Origin of the sequence: Lysinibacillus sp. 38-6 (assembly GCF_046245175.1) — a bacterium.
Classification (GTDB): Bacteria; Bacillota; Bacilli; order Bacillales_A; family Planococcaceae; genus Lysinibacillus.
The window spans coordinates 3,659,831-3,680,963 of the sequence record NZ_CP176417.1; the positions used below are offsets into that span (position 1 = coordinate 3,659,831).

At 37.0% G+C, this 21,133-nt stretch carries 15 protein-coding genes and 1 pseudogene; 13 read left to right on the plus strand and 3 right to left on the minus strand.

Going from position 1 to position 21,133, the window contains the following annotated elements:
* Window positions 1-111 precede the first annotated feature (111 nt).
* Entirely contained in the window at window positions 112-552 is a 441-nt protein-coding gene (locus tag ACKVEV_RS18675) for a hypothetical protein (protein WP_409367709.1), read from the plus strand.
* 237 nt (window positions 553-789) lie between these two features.
* On the opposite strand, the gene ACKVEV_RS18680 is transcribed toward ACKVEV_RS18675, so the two are convergent.
* Entirely contained in the window at window positions 790-3,810 is a 3,021-nt protein-coding gene (locus ACKVEV_RS18680) for an ATP-binding protein (RefSeq protein WP_409367710.1), read from the minus strand.
* 260 nt (window positions 3,811-4,070) lie between these two features.
* Between ACKVEV_RS18680 and ACKVEV_RS18685 the strand changes: the two genes are divergently transcribed.
* Window positions 4,071-5,078 carry a GGDEF domain-containing protein gene (locus ACKVEV_RS18685; RefSeq protein WP_409367711.1) on the plus strand — a complete coding sequence of 336 codons (1,008 nt, stop codon included), beginning with the start codon at window positions 4,071-4,073 and terminating at the stop codon, window positions 5,076-5,078.
* A gap of 94 nt (window positions 5,079-5,172) precedes the next feature.
* Here the strand turns inward: ACKVEV_RS18685 and ACKVEV_RS18690 are convergent, their stop codons facing one another.
* Window positions 5,173-6,306 (minus strand): response regulator, encoded by a 1,134-nt coding sequence (locus ACKVEV_RS18690; RefSeq protein WP_409367712.1) that lies wholly within the window; start codon window positions 6,304-6,306, stop codon window positions 5,173-5,175.
* Window positions 6,307-6,745: 439 nt separating this feature from the next.
* Here ACKVEV_RS18690 and ACKVEV_RS18695 point away from each other — a divergent pair, with 439 nt between their 5' ends.
* The 10 genes and pseudogenes from ACKVEV_RS18695 (at window position 6,746) to nhaC (ending at window position 18,539) form a co-directional block, all read left to right on the plus strand.
* On the plus strand, window positions 6,746-7,522 hold the full coding sequence (locus ACKVEV_RS18695) for a 3D domain-containing protein (RefSeq protein ID WP_409367713.1): 777 nt from the start codon (window positions 6,746-6,748) through the stop codon (window positions 7,520-7,522).
* Between the two features lie 337 nt (window positions 7,523-7,859).
* Window positions 7,860-8,865: pseudogene (locus ACKVEV_RS18700) on the plus strand (RNA-guided endonuclease InsQ/TnpB family protein).
* A 193-nt stretch (window positions 8,866-9,058) separates the two neighbouring features.
* On the plus strand, window positions 9,059-9,583 hold the full coding sequence (locus tag ACKVEV_RS18705) for a superoxide dismutase family protein (protein WP_409367714.1): 525 nt from the start codon (window positions 9,059-9,061) through the stop codon (window positions 9,581-9,583).
* Window positions 9,584-9,939: 356 nt separating this feature from the next.
* Window positions 9,940-10,509 (plus strand): superoxide dismutase family protein, encoded by a 570-nt coding sequence (locus ACKVEV_RS18710; protein WP_409367715.1) that lies wholly within the window; start codon window positions 9,940-9,942, stop codon window positions 10,507-10,509.
* 359 nt (window positions 10,510-10,868) lie between these two features.
* Entirely contained in the window at window positions 10,869-11,873 is a 1,005-nt protein-coding gene (locus ACKVEV_RS18715) for a TAXI family TRAP transporter solute-binding subunit (protein ID WP_409367716.1), read from the plus strand.
* 159 nt (window positions 11,874-12,032) lie between these two features.
* The gene (locus ACKVEV_RS18720; RefSeq protein ID WP_409370588.1) at window positions 12,033-12,548 is read left to right on the plus strand and encodes a DUF1850 domain-containing protein; all 516 of its coding nucleotides are present in this window, start codon (window positions 12,033-12,035) and stop codon (window positions 12,546-12,548) included.
* On the plus strand, window positions 12,545-14,590 hold the full coding sequence (locus ACKVEV_RS18725) for a TRAP transporter permease (RefSeq protein ID WP_409367717.1): 2,046 nt from the start codon (window positions 12,545-12,547) through the stop codon (window positions 14,588-14,590). Before ACKVEV_RS18720 ends, ACKVEV_RS18725 begins: the two co-directional genes overlap by 4 nt.
* Window positions 14,591-15,323: 733 nt before the next feature.
* The gene (locus tag ACKVEV_RS18730; RefSeq protein WP_409367718.1) at window positions 15,324-15,464 is read left to right on the plus strand and encodes a hypothetical protein; all 141 of its coding nucleotides are present in this window, start codon (window positions 15,324-15,326) and stop codon (window positions 15,462-15,464) included.
* 242 nt (window positions 15,465-15,706) lie between these two features.
* Window positions 15,707-16,822, plus strand: coding sequence for an amidohydrolase (locus ACKVEV_RS18735; RefSeq protein WP_409367719.1), 1,116 nt, complete (start codon window positions 15,707-15,709; stop codon window positions 16,820-16,822).
* A 268-nt stretch (window positions 16,823-17,090) separates the two neighbouring features.
* Window positions 17,091-18,539 carry a Na+/H+ antiporter NhaC gene (gene nhaC, locus ACKVEV_RS18740; protein ID WP_409367720.1) on the plus strand — a complete coding sequence of 483 codons (1,449 nt, stop codon included), beginning with the start codon at window positions 17,091-17,093 and terminating at the stop codon, window positions 18,537-18,539.
* Window positions 18,540-18,696: 157 nt separating this feature from the next.
* On the opposite strand, the gene ACKVEV_RS18745 is transcribed toward nhaC, so the two are convergent.
* Window positions 18,697-19,941 carry a hypothetical protein gene (locus tag ACKVEV_RS18745; protein WP_409367721.1) on the minus strand — a complete coding sequence of 415 codons (1,245 nt, stop codon included), beginning with the start codon at window positions 19,939-19,941 and terminating at the stop codon, window positions 18,697-18,699.
* Between the two features lie 76 nt (window positions 19,942-20,017).
* On the opposite strand from ACKVEV_RS18745, the gene ACKVEV_RS18750 reads away from it, so the two are divergent.
* Window positions 20,018-21,130: a mandelate racemase/muconate lactonizing enzyme family protein gene (locus ACKVEV_RS18750; RefSeq protein WP_409367722.1), complete on the plus strand. Its 1,113-nt coding sequence runs from the start codon at window positions 20,018-20,020 to the stop codon at window positions 21,128-21,130.
* Window positions 21,131-21,133: the final 3 nt, after the last annotated feature.

The window sequence follows — 21,133 nt, forward strand, 5'->3', positions numbered from 1 at the left end:
ACAATTTTACAATGATTGACGCTACGTTTACAAAGGATTCACAATTAATATAAGAGAGTGGAAAAGGGAATGCTATAATTAGTAAGACTTATTAAAGGGAGAGTATGCAATATGATATCGATTTATACACTTCTTCTATATATACATATTTTAAGTGCGGTACTTTCGATTGGGCCTTTGTTTGTTGTTTTAACAATCGTCAAGAAAATGCGGACGGCACCGCATGTGGAAATGCCTGCCTACATCCAAGCATTTCAAGGGGCCATTACAATTGTAAAACATGCTGGGCATGTATTAGTGGCGTCGGGTATTTTGTTAATGTGGCGTGGAGGCTATCCATGGACGACTTCTTGGGTAGTACTAACGTTTTTAGTGATGGCGGGGTCCATTGTCTTTTTGGCAAGAGCATTTAAGCCGACAATTCGAACGTTTAATACGCCTGCATACAATCAACAACAATTTGCAGCGTTATTGCATCGCAAGGCATGGATGTATATTGTGTTATTACTTATCATGCTATGGCTAATGGTAGCAAAACCAGTACTATGGTGATTGGCAAATTGTATAAAATTGTGTGAGTGCCTGGCACCACGTTTTGTGTTCTTAGCAGAATTCAGAATTGTTTCGGTGCCTGGCACTCTTAAAAAATCCACGATGTCTCTGCGGGCACTGTGTAAGCCGAAACCGCCGAAAGGGCGCGCTTTGTTACGTCTTACACTAGAGGCAAGTGCCGCAGAAATATAAGTGGATTTTCGTCTTAAATTTTCAGAATTGTTTGAGTGCCTGTCACTATTTTGGGATGTGGAAGGTGATGGTTGTGCCTTCGTTTGGTGTGCTTTTGATTTGTAATCTTTGTCCGTAGATTCTTTTTAAGCGTAAATCTGTATTACGTAAGCCGATGCCTTGACTAGTTGTATTTGTATCGGATAGCAAGCCAGCTAATGTATTGGGGTCTATCCCGATACCGTCGTCGATAACACTTATTTCTACATATTGAGAAAAATCTTTCACGCGAATGCAAACCGATCCGCCTTCTTTTTGTTTTAAAACGCCATGTCGTAGGGCGTTTTCTACCAAAGTCTGTATCGAAATAGGGGGGATTTCAATATTGATATGTTCATCTATGTCCCAAACTATTTGCAATAAATCTCCAAAACGTTGCTGTTCAATATAAAGATATGAACGGACGAGTTCTAGCTCATCATGAAGCGGAATAACTCGTTGTAAATTTTTAACATCGAAACTTGCGTGTAAATACTTGCCGAAATGGTGCATTACGTCAATCATGCGATTTGGATCAAGCGTACTAAGAGAAGCGATGGTATTCAGCGTATTATATAAAAAATGAGGCTGTATTTGAGCCTGAAGCCATGCTGTTTCTAAATGTAGTTGTTGAGTGATGCTATATTTTAAATCAATTAAAGCGCGACAACGAACTTTAAGTTCCAGTGAATTGATAGGTTTTGTTACATAATCATTTGCCCCGAGTGCGAATCCCGTATAAACATCTTCAGGATTGCTGCGCGCTGTTAGTAATAAGATCGGTAGCTCTAGTAAGGAGTAATGCGCGCGAATATTTTCAATTAAGGCATAGCCAGAAATATAAGGTAGCATGGCATCCATAATAATTAAATCCCATCTTTGGGAAGATAATAAATCTAGTACTTTTTCGCCATTTGTCAGTGCTGTAATCTCATATTCAGTCGTAGGAAATAAACTGCGCATCATTGTTAAATTAACAGGATCATCATCCACCATTAAAATTTTAAACTTCTTTTCTGAAGGTATCGTATCAAAGCTTGAAGTACGCGCTGATAAATGCACATTTTCCTGTGGTACTTGATCCTGTTCTTCTTCCTTCATGTCCTCGGCAATTGGCATAGTGAAAAATAAATCGAGGCCGTTATTTGCACGCGAGTAGATTTGTAATGCCCCTCCATGTAAATCAATTAATTGCTTAGAAACGAATAAACTAAGGTGAACGCCATCATTATCTGCAAGCCCTTGTTCACAGGACAATAGCTGATCATGACGCTTCATATCGTTTATATCCATTGCGGAGCTTACCTCTCTAATATGAAGAAGGGCCATCTTGTTTTCTATCGTTGCGCTAATTTCAATCCGACCAGCATTCGTATATTTAATAGAGCTGTGTAAAAGATTAAAAAGAATTTGAATAAGCCTCTTTTCATCCGCTAGTATATAAGGGAAGTTTCTTGCAATAGTAGACGTCAGTTGAATTTGTTTCCCCGTTGCGATAAAACGCAGCATATCAAAAACCCCCGAAACAACACCTTGCATACTTACAGTTTGTTTATGAAGATGTAGCTGGCCATCTTTTAACCGCGTATAGTCCAAAATATCATTGAGCGTGAAGGACATGCTTCGTCCAATATCAATTAAATATTTTAAATTCTGCTTGTCTTCCGACTCAAAGTGATTGTTTTGATTATCATAAATTGTTTGTCCCAATGTAATCATCTTATTCATAGGGTCCCATAATTTCTGTGCATTATTTAATAAAAATTCATCTTTCATGTCCACATCTTTTTGTAACTGGGCAACAAGAAGATCAATTTGTTGTTTATTTTCATAAAAACGTTTAAACCAATAACCTGAAAAGCCAAGTGCAATCATTAAATAATCCAATGGATAGAAGGGGACATCTATGACGAGAATCATTTTTATTAAGCCCCATATGATGCCATTCGTAGTGCCAATAGCTGTGAACGCAATAAATGCGGAGCTTTCCTGATTTCCTATGTACTCTTTTAAGGCGAGGACGACGACATATAAAAACGACACAATATAGAGCATATAGAACAGCAGGTTTACTGTGTATAGCCATTCAATAGGCAATAGCATGATGAGCAATGCGGCGATACCATATAACATGGAGAACCATTTAAAATATTTTGCTTGTTGATATTTCTCTAACAAGATGCGAATAAATTGTACAAAGAAAAATGAAGCACCAAGATAAATAATATTGGATAGTTTTACTGACCATTCATAATCTAGTTGTAACCAATTAAGTATAGATCGATCATATGTAATGAGTTCATCAGCTAAAGGTAAAAGAAAACCGACTGTGAACAGCAAGACGATTTTTTTTCGATAAATAAAGAGAAAGACAAGCAAACTAAATAATGCAAACAAGATGAGTAACATGGAAATAAATCCGAGCGACAATTGTGTAATGAGTTGATAGTGCATCATAGCTGGTGCTGAGCTAAAAGTAAGTCTTTTAGTAATAGCTACATTAGATGGTGTATCAAAATTAGAAACATGTAACAATACATCTATTTCCGATTGTTCTTCCGTAAAATAGACAGTGTAAGGGGAAGCCTGTCCTTTATGGCTACTTGCATTGGTAGATACAACACCTGACTGTCCTACAAGTTTCCCATTAATATACATTGCTGAAGCGGTTCCAATAGCAGGAACCCGGATTGCATAACGGCGATCTGAACGGTCATCGTTATTACCCAATAAGATTTTTAAGCGATAAGTACCTGCGTGTTGCGTCGTTGCTGGTGATTCTTTCATAGGAATCGTTCTAATCATTTGCTGTGGGAGATTATTGTTCGTATTCTCTAATAAAACTTCAGGATAATAAATCCATTCACCATTCATTTGAAAAATGACATCCTCTGATAATGACTGACTGCGCATATCTAAAATACCTGCTTGCGCAGTTGGCTGTTCATGTGATGGTGTAAAATATGCTAGCCAAAGCATGCGGCAGATTGAAAGGGCAATGAAAATGAAAGCTATAATGAGTGAATGTCGGATGATCGTTTTTTTCAACGCTTCATAGAACCTCCTATAAATCGCAATATATTGTATTGTTTTACCATGCCATGCATTTTACAAAAAGAAAACTTTATATTAAGAAAATAATAGAATTTAGTTCTTTCTACGTAATTTTTTTTTGAGAAAACAGGTTAAAACGATTAGTTGTTAAGTATTTTTTAAGAGGTATGACGTATGATGTTAAAATAAAAACTTTTATGAAGCACTATATAGATTTAGTTAAATATCAATCTCAATGGGAGACATGATCAGTTGTGGGGAAATTCAAGTTTAATTTATCGTTTATCATTGTTAGCATGGTGATGATTATTGTACTCGTTACATCTAGTATTAGCGTTTTGGTTAGTTATCAAAGTTTTCACGAAACGCTTATTCAGCCTAAACTTATTATGCAGGAAGAGTACATAGGGGAAGTTTCGGATATAGCTGAACATAATATCGCAGCGGTAATGGAAAACAGTGACACAGAAATGTTAGCGCAAGGAAACTTTAAAGAAGCTATAAAACAGGTGTATATGGAACGTATTCTGTTCTTGAAAAAATTACTATGGCCACTGTTATTAATGCTTGTCATCGTTTTTATAGTCGCGTGTTGGTTTGCTTTGAAAATCACTAGCCCACTTCGGAAAATGGCTAAAAGTGGGCAAGATAACTATGACATTTGCTATTTAAAATCAGCGGATGATTGGTATGTAGAGGCGAGTAACTTGAAAAATGTCATGATAAAGTCGATCGCTGATTCGCAAAGTAAAATTGAAGAATTAACTGACCAATTGAATTTAGATTCCCTAACTGGTATTCCTAATCGTCGAAGTATGGACCAAGTATTAAATAATTTAATCGCAGAAAAAGTGCCACATGCCATACTATTAATAGATTTAGATGATTTTAAAAAAGTGAACGATACATATGGCCATACGGTTGGTGATGAAGTTTTAAAAGCGTTTGCCAACAAAATGAAGGAAAGTGTCCATCGACAGGGGAGTTGCTTTAGATATGGGGGAGAAGAATTTTTAGTTGTTTTACCACATACCGCAATTGAGGACGCAGTGAAATTAGCCGAAGAATTGCGGCTAAAACAAGCATTAGCAGAAAATCCAATTGGACGACCGGTTACCTTGTCTGCTGGTATTACAGTTTTTACTTCTTTTATTCGTGACCCAAATCAGTTAATTGCTATTGCTGACCAAGCATTATATGAAGCAAAACAGTCGGGTAGAAACTGTATACGTGTAGTTGAAGCCACTTTTGTTGTTAGCTAAACACCACCGTAGCGGACAATTGCAGAGCAAAAAAGTGTTAGCTTGATGGCGGTCAATCTAACACTTTTTCTACTTTGTCTCAAGCTTCTTCTTTTTACTCATGGGCAATGGTAGCGTACAACTCTAGCGTTTCTTGATTAGGCAGAATACCGAGGTCTGTAAACAAATTTTTTTTGAATGCTTTATAGGCTTTTACTGCATTTGCACGATTATCTTCATCTACATAATGTTGAATAAGTTGTTGGATCATTTTATCTGAATAAGGATTATACTCAATCATCAAAAGCAAAGTCTGCTCTCGTTTTTTGAAATTATTTGTTATTGTATAATGCTCGACTAAGTAACTTAGTAATAGTGTAAGTTGGTTGTGAATGAAATTTGATTTACTATGAATCCAAGCGTAATCCAATGTTGCCATATACTCACCTTTATAATTTTGAATAAAGACTTCCGCTTTTTCTACAGCGAGCTCCCCGACTTCCTCTTTGTCTTTTAAAAGCTGCTCCAATTCCAAAACGTCACAATGAAAATGTTCGAGTTGTAAAATATAACATCCGTTTGCGTATTGTAATACGTTCAAATATCCTAATGCGGACAGTGTTGTTCGAAGATAGGAAACCGTTGTGTGTAGTTGTACTCTTGCCTTTTTATATTCCGTTTCAGCCCATAATGCATCAATAATGGTGTCTCTTGGAACGTGATTGTTAAGATTGGCTAATAAAAAAGCGAATAATTCTTTTGTTTTGATAGTTCGCCAGTGCACGATGGTTTCATTATACAGGACAGCGAATCCACCTAAGCAACGGATGCTTAACGATGGAGATGGTTCATTAAGCTGTATTTGTGCAGGTGTTGTTAGTTTTAGTTGAAGGAGTTCGTGAATTCTGTTAACGGTAGTTTCAAGTCTCGCCTTAGAAATGGGCTTTAGTAAATAGTCGAGCGAATTAATTTCAAACGCCTCAATCGCATAATCCCGATAGGCTGTAACAAATACAATACGGACATTCTTTTTCCACTTCTTTAACAGTTGAGCAATTTCCAAACCGTTCATACCCGGCATTTCTACATCTAAAAAGGCGACATGAAAATCCAATGTCGGCGCCTTATCAAGCAAATCGTCAATCGTAGAAAAAGCTTTCACTACTTCTATCGAATTAAATTCTGCTAACTGCTTTTCCATATTTAAAAGAGCTAACGGTTCATCGTCTACTATAATGACTCGAATCACAGATAGAAACACCAACTTTCAAATTAGTAACTTATTTGGAGTATTTATTTTATTAATTGTTATTAAAAGTTTAATTTTACTTTATTTAACATTATTGAAAATGTTGAATACTGAGCTCCGTATGTTAAATCCTCTTTATAAAATCAAACATCTCCTTTTCTATCTTATCGGTTAAAAAAGCTGTATTTCCATTATATAAAATATGCAAATAGTTAGTAGTGATTTGATCTATTTTTTCTAAAATTTGTTTTTTCTGCTAAAAAAATAAGTGTAATTGTATAATTTACCGTTTAAATAGTAATAATTTGTAATATCAGGTCCGATGTCCTGTGATATTTAGATGCATTCTACAATATTGCGTGCATATTTAAGAGCCTAATTCTCTAGTGTGCTAGCAACAGAATGTAGAAATTTAAAACAACTGGAGGTATTACTTATTATGAAGAAAAAAGCGATAGCACTTGCTGTAGCATTGACTCTTGGCGTAGGGATGTTCGGGGGTACTACTTCTGCTAAGGGGGCAAACGCTGGTGACATTGGTAGCAAACTTTGGGGAATCCCGTATATTTATAATTTAAGTTTAGCCGAGTTTCAACAGCTAGACGAAATTGATTCTATATGGGTTGAGTCAGAACAGTTACTAGGGATCGAGAGGATTCTGAAGGAAGAAAAGACAGATAACACCACCCATCTTATTGAGGCTGGAGATACATTGTTCAGTCTTGCAAAAGCCTATGATGTGAAAGTTGAGGATTTACAAGAATGGAATAACCTCTCTTCCGATTTGATTTTTGTCGGAGAAACGTTAGCTGTGAAAGCATCTGCTGCAAAACCAAAAACGACAAAAAGTATTGCAAGTACTGCGAAGAAAGCTACAACAAAAACAGCCGTTACCAAAGCCGTGAGTGCGCCAACTAGCAAAGATGGTCAAACATATACAATGCGAGCAACAGCTTATACTGCTTATTGTGAAGGGTGTTCAGGTATTACAGCAAATGGGACAGACATACGTTCAAATCCGAATTTAAAAGTAATCGCCGTGGATCCTCGTGTTATTCCGCTCGGTACAAAAGTATGGGTAGAAGGCTATGGGGAAGCGATTGCAGCTGATACGGGCGGTGCGATAAAAGGCAATAAAATCGATGTCTTTATCCCTTCTGATGGACAAGCCCGTAATTGGGGAGTTAGAACTGTAACAGTGAAAATTTTAAATTAATAACAATAGGGATTTCTCAGTATTTTTATGGGAAATTCCTATTTTTTTCTATAAGGATAAATACCTATTTGTGAGTTGCGCAATTATTCGGACAGATGATAAAATTATAAAAAAGGAGGGGTTAACAGTTTAAAATAATTTATGGATTAAACTTTTTTAAATTTTATTAAGGTGTTAAAAGAGAAATATTACTTTATAGGAGAATTTGCAAAACCATCTTTAACATTTTATAGGTTTAAAAACCGCAAGATAAACTATAAAAAAACGCTATTGAATCAGTTTATTAATAATAATGAAAAAACTTAAGAACAAAAAATGATTCGGGAGTTGCTAGAGGATGATACTAGCAAAGAAAGTTAGATTGTACCCAAGTGAATCACAAGAACAAAAGTTATGGAAATCAGTAGGAACAGCGAGATTTATTTATAATTGGACATTGGCAAAACAAGAAGAAAATCATAAAAATGGCGGCAAATTTATAGCTGATGGTGTGCTTAGGAAAGAATTAACCTAACTAAAGAAAACGGAATTGTCTTGGTTAAATGAAGTATCTAACAATGTTGCAAACAGGCGGTTAAAGATGCCTGTGATGCATACAAAAAGTTTTTTAAAAGGTTAGCAAATAAGCCGACATTCAAGAGTAAAAGAAAAAGTAAAAAGTATTTCTTCAACGATAATGTAAAGTTAAAAGTAAAAGATGGAAAGCAGGTACTCATTGAAAAGGTGGGATGGATTAGAACGAACGAACAAATACCTATCGGTGTCAAATCAAAGAATTAGCTGTTTGTTCAAATGGTCAAGTATTTAAAAATATAAATAAGACAAAGGAAGTACGCAAAATCGAGAAAAAACTACGTAGATTGCAGCGTCGTGTTTCTCGAAAATATGAAATGAATAAGGAGGGAAACCGTATCGTCAAAACATGCAATATTATAAAAATCGAAAGGAAGATACAACACCTACATAGACGATTGAAAAATATACGTGACAATCATGTTCACCAAGCTACAAATAGCATTGTGAAAACCAAACATTGCAAAGTAGTGATGGAGGATTTAAACGTAAGGGGAATAATGAAAAATCGTCATTTATCCAAAGTTGTTGCTAAACAAAAATTATACGAATTTGTTCGACAAATGACGTACAAATGTAAAAAATACGGCATTGAATGTATTCAAGTAGATCGTTTTTATCCATCTTCTAAAACATGTTCATGTTGTGGCACTATCAAAAGGGATTAAAAACTTTCAGATAGATTATATAAGTGTGAATGTGGTTTAGAAATAGATAGCGATTTCAATGCATCTCTAAACTTAGCTAAGTATGGGATGGGAAATTCATAATATAGTCATTTAAAAGAATTTATTAGGTAGGATTCGTTGTATCCGAATTCACGCTTGTGGAGTGTTATATCAAACGAAAGTAGCTTAGGCAAAAACGGACACGTAGAAGCAAGAATTAAACAAGATTTATAGATTTTTATAAATTTTTGGCAACGGTAATTTGATGAAATTCACAACTTTATTGGTTATTTCTTTGGCTGTATTTTTGGTAGGTTGTGCTGGTTCGGAGAAGAAAGCTGAGAAAGAAGAAGCAACGTCAGATGCTCCATTAACAGCTAGCGCAAAAGTAATTAGTTCGAATAATGAAGATATAGGAGAAGCACGTTTTGAAGAAGAGGCTAACGGTGTTAAAGTAACGGTAGAGGTAAGTAATTTACCTCCTGGCAAACATGGTATGCATATACACGAAGTTGGCAAGTGTGAAGGACCGGATTTCGGTACAGCTGGCGGACATTTCAATCCAACGCTGAAAGAGCATGGCAAGGATAACCCGCACGGTCATCATTTAGGTGATTTACCGAATTTAGAGGTCAAAGAGGATGGCACTGCGACAATGACAGTCTTTGCAGAAGGTTTAACGTTACAAAAAGATGCTGAACACTCTATGATGGATGGTGAAGGTACTTCCATTGTTATTCATGAAAACGAGGATGATTACATGACAGATCCAACTGGTGAATCAGGCGGAAGAATTGCATGTGGTGTCATTCAATCATAATAGAGAAGGGACTATTCTTATTACATATAGTCTCAAATGATAGACAAAGGGCAGTAAGAGTTCTCTCTTACTGCCCTTTGTTACGTTTTCCCCTTTTAACGGAATAAGGTTTTCCCAGCGATTTCAAAGGTTCTATCGGCGATTCAGGCAGTTTTCCCAGCGATTTCAAAGGTTCTATCGGCGATTCAGGCAGTTTTCCCAGCGATTTCAAAAGTTCTATCAGCGATTCGAGCGATTTAACAGGTGATTCCGAAAATCATGATAGTACCTTTTGATCTTGTGATAAGAAAACCCTAGCATGCGTTGCATAAGTAGTCGTAGAGATGGGTAACATCAGAATTAGAGGAGGTAATAACATGAAAAAAATATCAATAATACTTATTTCTTTAACTGTTTTTGTCGGAGGTTGCAACCTTTTTAATAAGAAAGAGGAAAAAGTAGCCGTTAACTCTAATGCTAATGCTACTGCTACTGCGTCCTTAACGGCAACTGCTAAGGTAATTGGCGCTAATAACGAAAGTTATGGTAATGCTTACTTCGAGGAAGAGGATAACGGAGTGAAAGTGACATTAGCTTTAAGTGGATTACCAGCGGGAACACATGGAACCCATATTCATGCTGTTGGGAAGTGTGAAGCACCGAAGTTTGAATCAGCGGGTTCACATTTTAACCCTACAAATAAAGAGCACGGATCATTAAATCCAAAGGGCTATCATTTAGGTGACTTACCTAATTTAGAAATTGGTGAAGATGGCACTGTCGATTTAACTTTCTTAGCTGAAGGTGTTACATTACAAAAAGATGCTGGAAATTCTCTACTCTCTGGAGAAGGTACAGCATTAGTAATTCATGAATCAGCAGACGATTACAAAACAGATCCTGCTGGCAATTCAGGAACAAGAATTGCTTGCGGTGTCATTCAATAAGGAAGATAGAAGGACGAACGGGCAAGCCCCACCACAACATCGTGGTGGGGCTTCCTTTTTTTGAGCGGATGCCGTAAAGTTCCCAACAGTTCTCCGATGTAATAAATGCAAGTAATTAGCCTTTTATACAATATGTATACATTTTTGCTTTTGAAATATTTTTAAAAAGTAAGAATTTAAATGTTTAATAGAGAAAAATAAAGGGTAAAAAAGACGTTTGTTTAAATGAGTGTGATAATCACTTTGGACATTCTGTATAAATATAATTATCTGAATTTACTATTAATGGTTGACATAATTATACTAAGTTTGATAATTTTAAATTGATTCTTAATTATAACCAAAGGGGGAAGGTTACTATGAAGAAAAAGCAATTTAGATTATTTATGCTACTAAGTGCCATTGCACTATTAATTTTAGCTGCATGTGGGACGGATAGTAGTACGGGGTCGAAAGATTCGGAAGATGGCAATGCGAATGGTGATACAGCTAGCTCTGAAAAACCAAAATTTATAAGTTTATTAACAGGTGGAACACAAGGGACTTACTATGCATTAGGTGGTACGTTTGCTGATTTCATTACAAATGAAACAGGCATTAAAACGACTGCTGAAGTTTCTCAAGCATCTGCGGCTAACATGACTGCTTTGCAAGATGGTAAAGGTGAGATTGCGTTTGTACAAACAGATATTGCTTATTACGCAACTGAAGGAAAGTTAATGTTTGAAGGTAAAAAAATTGATACGATTGCTGCTTTAGGCGCACTATACCCTGAGACGGTTCAATTAGTGACGACTGAAGCTTCTGGTATTAAAACATATGCTGATTTAAAAGGTAAAAAAGTTTCTGTAGGTGCTCCGGGTTCTGGTACTTATGCGAATGCAGAACAATTACTTGAAATTCATGGTTTAACAATGGATGACATTAAAGCGCAAAATCTTGATTTTGGTGAATCCACTGATGGTCTGCAATCAGGTCAAATTGATGCTGCATTTATTACGGCTGGTACGCCAACAGGAGCTGTAGAAGCGTTAAATGCTACAACAAAAGTCAATATTATCGGTGTAGATGCTGGTAAAGCGGATGAGCTAATTGAAAAATATCCTTACTATGCAAAAGATACAGTAAAAGCTGGTACTTACGGTATTGCGAATGATACAGAGACTGTTTCTGTACTTGCAATGTTAGCAGTAAATAAAGATTTACCGGATGATGTTGTTTACGAGATGGCAAAAGCGATTTATGATAATGCAGGAAAAATTTCACATGCAAAAGGTGAATTTATTAAAAAAGAAACTGCTTTAGATGGTATTAGCATTGATGTTCATCCAGGCGCTCAAAAATACTTTGATGAAAAGAAATAGCGCTATAGTAAGTTACTAGTTCAAGTTGTTTGGACATTGATAAGAGAATTGATACTTTCTTACACATACAAATGGGGCTCGGATTGCGTAAAGCTTCGGGCCCTTTTTTATTACGTTCAGGCTAAAGCGGATAGTTTTTAAAGTGGGGGAATAGATGTGATGCGAATGAGGAGATTAGTATTTGTAATAGCGATATGTAGTATTGGCGTTGGCATATTCATTTTTCTTCCTCTTCAAAAGGTATTTGCATTTACAGAAACACGGATAGACAATCCAGTCGTGCATTATTTACCTTTTGCTGGTGATGATGCTTTTGGAATAAGGTACACACATTCAATCCATAAATCAGATGTCCTTGAATATTATCGAAGCGTAGCAGGAAATCGTATTCAAATGTTAGGGATGGAGTATGAGGACTTAGCGATTGGTATGCCCGCCTACGCGGAGGAACATCAAACATTAACGCAAAGAAATGGTAAATATTATTTACAATTTGATAAGGAAATTATTAATAATTTCACAATTTTTATTGGGGACTTAGATTTAGATCTTGTGTTTGTTTATAAAAATCATGAATATGATTTAAAAAAAGATTTGCAAAGGGGTAAATCCTATTTGTTTGAGGTGAAGCGTTTATCGCTTTATGAACGATGGAAAGGAGTTAGGTTGATATGACAAAATTGCAAGAACGCAACAACGAAGTAAAAGAAGAATTCGAACAAATATCGGCAGAAGAGCAACAAGCAATACTTGAAAAATATGATATTGAATCAAATGTGCGCACAATCTCGGGCTTTATGAAACATGTAATCTTCTATGGATTATTAGCATTTTCATTGTATCAGTTGTACACTGCCATTTTCGGACAATTTACAGCACCGATACAACGGACTATCCACTTAGGGTTTGGGTTAGCACTTATTTTCTTATTATTCCCAGCTCGACGGAAAGCACCAAAGAATAAAATTGCCTGGTTTGACTATATTTTATCGTTATTATCTGTAGTAGTCGGTTCGTATTGGGCATTGAATTATACGGAGCTTGTTAATCGTAATGGGACTATTACACAGTTAGACTTTATAGTCGGTTTGATAGCGGTAGTTCTAGTATTAGAAGCTGCCCGTCGTGCGGTCGGTTTACCAATTATGATTATCGCTACTTGTTTCTTGATTTATGCTTATTTTGGTCCTTATTTCCCAGCCTTTATGGCGCACCGAGGGCAAGATTTCGAAAGCATTGTTAACCTGATGTATTTTACGACGGATGGTATTTTAGGAACACCGATTAGTGTTTCTGCTACATTTATATTTGTGTTCTTATTATTTGGTGCGTTCCTTGTAAAAACAGGAGTTGGGCAATATTTTAATGACTTAGCTGTAGCGTTCGCTGGAAAATTAATTGGTGGGCCAGCTAAGGTAGCTGTGTTCTCAAGTGCATTACAAGGGATGATTTCAGGAAGTTCTGTAGCGAACGTTGTAACATCAGGTTCGTATACCATTCCGATGATGAAAAAGCTAGGATATCGGAAAGAATTTGCAGGTGCAGTTGAAGCAGCAGCTTCTACTGGCGGCCAATTAATGCCACCGATTATGGGTGCAGCGGCGTTTCTAATGGTGGAGTTTATTGGACGTGGCATTACATATTGGGATATAGCCAAAGCAGCCGCAATTCCTGCATTGCTTTATTTTACAGGTATTTGGATTATGACGCATTTTGAAGCGAAGCGTGTTGGCTTAAGAGGCTTACGTGAGGATCAAATGCCTAATCGTAAAGAAGTATTTAAGAAGATTTATTTGTTATTACCTATTATTGCAATAATTGTACTGATGTTAACTGGTACACCTGTTATGCATGCTGCACTTTATGGCATTGTTATTTCGATTTTTGTCACAATGTTCAACAAAGATACACGCTTAAAGCCAAAAGATATTGTCGATGCGTTAGTTGAAGGTGCTCGTACGGCATTAGGTGTTGTAGCAGCAACAGCTTGTGCGGGTATTATTGTAGGGGTAGTTGTGAAAACAGGTCTTGGCTTAAGTTTAGCGAATAGTTTAGTAGCGTTGGCAGGCGGCAGTATTATTTTAACGCTTGTTTTCGTTATGATTGCTTCGCTCATTTTAGGAATGGGCGCGCCAACAACGGCCAACTATGTTATTACATCAACAATTGCAGCGCCTGCCATTGTGGCATTATTATCACCAAATACACCGCAAGAATTAGTGCCAGTTGTAGTATTATTATCGGCGCATTTCTTTGTATTCTACTTTGGTATTATCGCGGATATCACGCCACCAGTGGCACTCGCCGCATTTGCTGCTTCGGGCATTTCGGGCGGCGATCCAATTAAGACTGGTGTTAACTCGGCAAAGCTTGCCATTGCAGCGTTTATTATTCCATATATGATTGTGTTCTCTCCAGCTCTGTTAATGATTGATACGACAATACCGCAAATTTTGTGGGTTGTCTTTACAGCTGTTACGGGAATGGTTGCCATTGGCGCTGGCGTTATAGGCTTCTGGTACCGTAAAGTTCTATGGATTGAGCGTTTATTTGCGATCGTAGCAGGTCTATTGCTTATCTACCCTGAAAAGTTCTCAGATTGGGCAGGCTTGGCCATTTTCATTGCGCTAGTAGCGATTCAAATTTTAACTCAGCACAAATACGGCGGTAACGGCTCTGATAACGGAAATTCGCAGAGTAAAAGTGTAACAGTTTAATAAAAGTTATTAAATGTTAAGAAGTGGATATTAACGACATAGCAAAAAGAGTTTAACTAATGATGTTTGTACCATATGAACAAAATGAAACTTTTGCTGCTCATTCTTTTGCAGTAAATAAAAAAATAGAAGTGAATACTAGTTGATGGTAGCGAAGGCGGTGACTCCTGCGGGAACGCACACAATGTAAGACGCAACAAGCCCGCGCGTTAGCGAGGGTTGCGGCTTACTGTGCTGAGCGGAAAGCGCTGCTGCAGTAGACAACAACGGCATAGCAATCGCTATGCAAAACGAAGAAAGCTTTAGCTTCACTCTTTTGCTATTAATAAAAAAATTAGTAGGTAGCACGAGTTGATGGTAGCGAAGGCGGTGACTCCTGCGGGAACGCACACAATGTAAGACGCAACAAGCCCGCGCGTTAGCGAGGGTTGCGGCTTACTATGTGCCCGCGGAAAGCACCGCCGCAGTGGACAACAACGGCATAGCAAAAAAAGTGTTAGATTGATGCAGTAAATCTAACACTTTTTCTTTTGTCTCCATCGATTTATGGATAAAACAGAAGAAGAACTCGGGATATTTACATGTAATTCCACAAAATTCAGTATGTTATTATCTCAAATAGAGATTGAATTGATATTAATTATGCATAATAAGTATTATTTGTTGATTTTTCGTAAAAAGATAGTATATAATCAAATTATCAGAAAATTCTATTAATAAAGGAGGTAAGGTGATGGAGCTTCATTTTAATTCGAAATTTGAAACGTATTTGATGGATCAAGAGCCTGAATTACAAACGACAAATAATAATGAGGAGCAACCACTTCAAATACAGTATGAAGAATATCCAGAGGGTTTTTTTACAAGCTTATAATAGTGATTTCGAAAGGCTGTGCTAAAAGTGGAACGAGAACTTTTAACACAGCCTTTTGCTATGTGTAAAAAAATTTTTTCTGCACATTTTTTATGAAATTTACATAAAATAATAAAGATTAATTTAGCTTTTCATTACCAATTTATAGGATGTTAAAATAGTTATAGTACTAATTTCATATATACTTTTCTAAAAAGCTTTCATGTATAATGAGGGGAAAAAAGGTGTATCGAGGTGTCGTTATGACTAGAGCAGCAATGTTAGAAGAAACAATGTATCAATGGTTCGAACATTTTCATAATTATCCAGAAGTAAGCTGGAAGGAATTCGAAACAACGAAGAAAATTGCGTCTATATTAGACGACTTGAACGTATCTTATCGTTTGTTAGGTGATGTACCAGGGTTACTTGCGGAAATTGGTACAGGCGATGAGATTGTTGCGGTGCGTGCAGACATTGATGCATTATGGCAAGAAGTCGATGGGAAGTGGCAGGCAAACCATTCGTGTGGTCATGATGCTAATATTACAATGGTACTAGGAGCGTTATTGCTACTAAAAGACCGACCATTGCAACATCGTGTTCGTTTTATTTTTCAGCCTGCTGAGGAAGTAGGGAATGGTGCATGTGCCGCATTTGAGCGTGGTGCGGTAGATGGTGTTTCGCATTTATTTGGTGTCCACTTAAGACCGATTGAAGAGTTGCCGTTAGGAAAAGTTTCACCGGCTATCCATCATGGTGCTGCTTACTTTTTAGATGGCACTATTCATGGTACGGATGCACATGGTGCAAGACCACATCAAGGCAAAAATGCAATTGATGTTATAATGGCAATTCAATTAATGTTAAATAGCATTCATTTGTCGCCATTCGAGCCACATTCTGCGAAATTAACGAAGATTATTGCGGATGGTGGTAGTACAAATATTATTCCGGGTAGTGCTAGCTTCTCAATGGATATTCGAGCACAGCATAATGATCAGCTGGAAGTGCTTCGTAGTCGTATTGAATCTGGATTGAAATCAATACAGCAACAGTTTGATATTGAACTAAATTGGAAATGGCTTGATTTTACACCTGGTGCAGAAGTTTCGCCTATTGCGGCCAATATGGCTAAAAATGCTATATTAGAATCGCTGGGTGAACAATTTTTAGCGGATGAAATTACAACGCCAGGTAGCGATGATTTTCATTTTTATACAGTAAAAAAACCAGAACTAAAGGCAACGATGATTGGTATTGGTGCTAATTTAGTACCTGGTTTACATCACCCGAAAATGACTTTTGAACGAAGTGCATTAATCGATGCATCGAAAGTACTGGCGTGTTTATTAGAAAAAACGCCTGAACATAAATAACAATATTTTGAAGGTTCTATCTATTTTAGATGGAACCTTTTTTGTTAGTGTTGTTACAAAGAAATGTATAAAAATCCGGCATTTTGAATGGTTTGTATAAGCTAGTTGGAAGCGTTTTTTTTCCCTTTCACTATGATAATTGCTATAGAAGCATAAATTTTTTGCGTTGACTTTATATTTTTTGAATATTAAGCTAAAAAACGTAAAAATATATTTGCGCTTGTGAATTAGTAAATTGTGAGTAGGTGCAAAAAAGGGGATGGGACAAATGAAAAAGGAAATTAGTGCGAGTTGGGCACTCCTAACTTTTGTAATAATGATTACTACGATGCTTTTTACAGTAGTTGTATTAGAGCAAAGTCCTCACGTGCCACTTATCGTGGGAACAATTGTAGCAGCGATTGTTGCCAAAAAACACGGTTATAAGTGGGTGGAAATAGAAGAAATGATGTATAAAGGTATTCGTCTCGCTCTTCCCGCCATTGTTATTATCATTTTAGTTGGTTTGACAATTGGTGCATGGATTGGTGGTGGAGTCGTTGCCACGATGATTTTCTACGGTTTAAAATTAATTTCTCCAGCTTGGTTTTTAGTGACGATTTTGTTATTATGCTCAATCGTTTCGCTAGCAATTGGTAGCTCTTGGTCCACAATGGCAACGATTGGAGTTGCTGGTATGGGTATCGGTTTAAGTATGGGTATTCCAGCACCGATGATTGCAGGAGCAGTTATTTCAGGTTCTTACTTTGGTGATAAAATGTCACCTTTATCAGATACGACAAATTTAGCAGCAGGTTTAACAAATACAGACTTGTTTGCACATATAAAACATATGCTTTATACGACAATTCCGGCATTAATTATTACACTTGTTGCATTTGGTTATATGGGAAGACGTTTTGCTGATGTAGCGATGGATTCGGAAAGCATATTGACAACGCTTGCAGTTATGGAAAAAAGCTTTGTTATCTCACCATGGCTATTACTTGTCCCAGTAGGGGTTATTGTTATGGTAGCTAAAAAAGTTCCAGCAATCCCGGCATTAGTTGTAGGTATTATTTCAGGCTTCTTATTACAAATTTTTGTACAGGGCGGAACACCAACGATGGCTGTCCATGCATTACAAGAAGGGTTTGTTATTTCTACAGGCAATGACATGGTGGACGAGCTCTTTAATCGTGGTGGCTTAGATTCAATGATGTATACGGTTTCAATGACAATTGTTGCCATGACATTTGGTGGGGTGTTAGAATATTCGGGCATGTTAAAGGCGCTTATGGATGTTGTTGTGAAGTTTGCTAAATCTACAGGTAGCCTTATTGCTTCAACAATTGCTGCATGTATTACAACAAATGCGACATGTTCTGAGCAGTACATATCAATTGTCGTACCTTCACGTATGTTTGCAGACGTTTATCAAAAACGAGGTTTACATTCGAAAAATTTATCGCGTGCGCTAGAGGATGGCGGAACGTTAACATCCGTATTCTTCCCTTGGAATACTTGTGGGGTATTTATATTAGCGACACTAGGGGTTAGTGCAATGGAGTATGCCCCTTATGCAATACTGAACTTTACGGTGCCAATCATTTCAATTATTTATGGTTATATCGGATTTAAAATTATCAAGATGACGCCAGAAGAAATGGAAGCAGCAGAGCAACGTAAAAAAGAAGCGCAAGAACAAGAGATGAATAATATGGTTGCGGTAGACTAAGACGCACAAATTAAATTTGGAATGAAAAAATAAGACAAGCCCCCATCAGTAGATTGCAGTTGGGTAGTGGAGAGAAGCTGTAAGCATGGTATATGTCATGCGATAAGAATCTTCGCTCACCAATGAGAAACACTATGTTGGAGCTTGTCTTTGTCTATTAATAGGTTGCAAAGTTTAATTCGTATATGGTGCGAGGACGTCCTTGTTGGTGCGTCATTTCTTCACCGACAACTTTCGCATAGCCATGATCAACTAATTTTTTAATAATGCGTTCAGTCGTTCGACGTGTAACTTGTAAGTATTCTGCAAGATTTTGTGCTGTAAATTGCGAAGATTGCCGTTCTTTACTGAATTGAATTATTTTCGAGATGTTTAATGGACTTAAACTTGTTTGTTTTGCCATTTGTAAAATATAAGGATCTTTCGTTTTTAAAGAAAGTTTACCTTCAGATTTTGGGAATGGGCCCAATAGATTTTTCTGTTCATCCAAAATATAAATTTCAAAAGGTTTCGCAAATTTTAGTGCCTGTGTAGCATTTTCAGCAGCTTCGTAAATCGAGTGCCCATAGCCAAAGGCAAGTCTAAAAGGTGTGTCTAGTTGTTGGCTAAGGTGCTGAAAATATTCCTTTTCAAGTGCATTTTGTAAATGGCCAGCAGTTGTATAAAGCTCAAAATAGTTAGCTTTTATTTGCTTATATGTGGCATGTGTCGTTGCTGTTATGTTTTGTAAAATATCAGCACATCGATTGTTTTCGGGAATATCTAAAAATCCAACAACAGCTTTTGCAGATTCGGATTTAGTAAGCAGTGATTGTGTTTTCGTTTCTTCTAGACATTGTATAATTGAGCTGGTTGCATCTAGCATGCGCATCGCAGGGATGTTACGTAGTTGCAACTCATCAAATACACTATGAATGCTAGTAATAACAAAATCGATTTGCTGTGCCTCCCATAAGGCAATATGTTTTTTCAAGACATCGTCTGTTGGTACTGTAATGGAAATGGGATGAACGTAAGGTTTTGTACCGGTATATTCAATTTCTGTAAGCACATGATCGACGAATTTTGGGTGCATGACGTCGATTGATAGCCTCGGTAAAGAGATTGCTTTGTTTGCTATCAATGACAATAAAGTCGTAGAAATGGTCATCTCATCTTGTTTTAAGTAATTCCAAGGAATCGGCAATGTTGCAAGAGATGATTGAGCATATAAATAGGGTAATGTGCCTCCGAATAGAAGTGCATCACATGGCTTGATTTGCTTTAACAAAGTCGGTGCATCGGAAGGGTGCTTATAAAGATAAAATTCTATTTGAATATTCTCTATGTTTTGTGCGATACTAGAGATACGCTTTTTAAAAGCATGAGAGCATATAATTGCTATTTTTGTAGACAAAGGCATCGTTCCTTTTTATATTTTTTTACGTAATTAGCGACATATTAACGACAACATAAATTATACAGGAGTATGATAAAAAATGAAAATCCAACAAGTAGACATTTTTGCAATTCAATTACCACTTATTGATCCTTTTATTATTAGTTACGCTACATATGATACAATGCCTTCGATTATTTTGAAAATCACAACAGATACTGGCATTGTTGGATATGGAGAAGCCGTACCTGATGAACATGTAACAGGCGAGTCATGGGATAGTACGTATGCAGTATTAAAACACCAGCTAGTACCTGCCATTATTGGTGAAAATCCAATGGCTTTTGAAAAGCTTCACGATAAAATGAATCATATTGTGAAGGATGTACCTGCTGCTAAAGCGGCAATTGATATCGCATGTTTTGATATTGCTGGCAAAGCATTACAAGTTCCAGTGTATCAGTTACTTGGTGGTCGCTATCATGAGAAATTCCCGATTACCCATGTGCTAAGTATCGGAACGCCTGAAGAAATGGCAGACGAGGCAGCTAAACGTGTAGAAATGGGCTATCAGTCATTTAAAATGAAAGTAGGAACAGAAGTTAGACGTGACGTTGCGCGCATAAAAGCAGTACGTGAGCGCGTAGGCGAAGATATTGCGATCCGTGTCGATGTAAACCAAGGATGGGGTAATGCTGCTACAACATTACAAGGGTTACGTGCACTAAAAGATTTAAATATCGATTGGTTAGAACAGCCTGTGGATAGTGAAGACATTGATGGCATGGTAGAAATTAAATCAAAGTCCGATGTTCCGTTAATGATTGATGAGGGACTACGTGGCGTACGTGAAATGCGTGAAATCATTGCGAAGCGTGCAGCAGATAAAGTAAATATTAAATTAATGAAATGCGGGGGGATTTACCCTGCAATGAAATTAGCAGTAATGGCGGAAATGGCCGGTATTGAATGTCAAATTGGTTCCATGGTCGAGTCTTCTGTAGGTTCGGCAGCTGGATTCCACGTAGCATTCTCTAAAAAAATTATGACAAGTGTGGAATTAACAGGACCTCTAAAATTCTCTAAAGACGTCGGTAATTTACACTATGATGTTCCGTTCATTTGCCTGACTGAACAGCCTGGATTAGGTGTAGATGTCGATGAAGAAGTATTAAAGGAACTATGCCAATTTTCAACAACTGTCACAGCGTAAGGA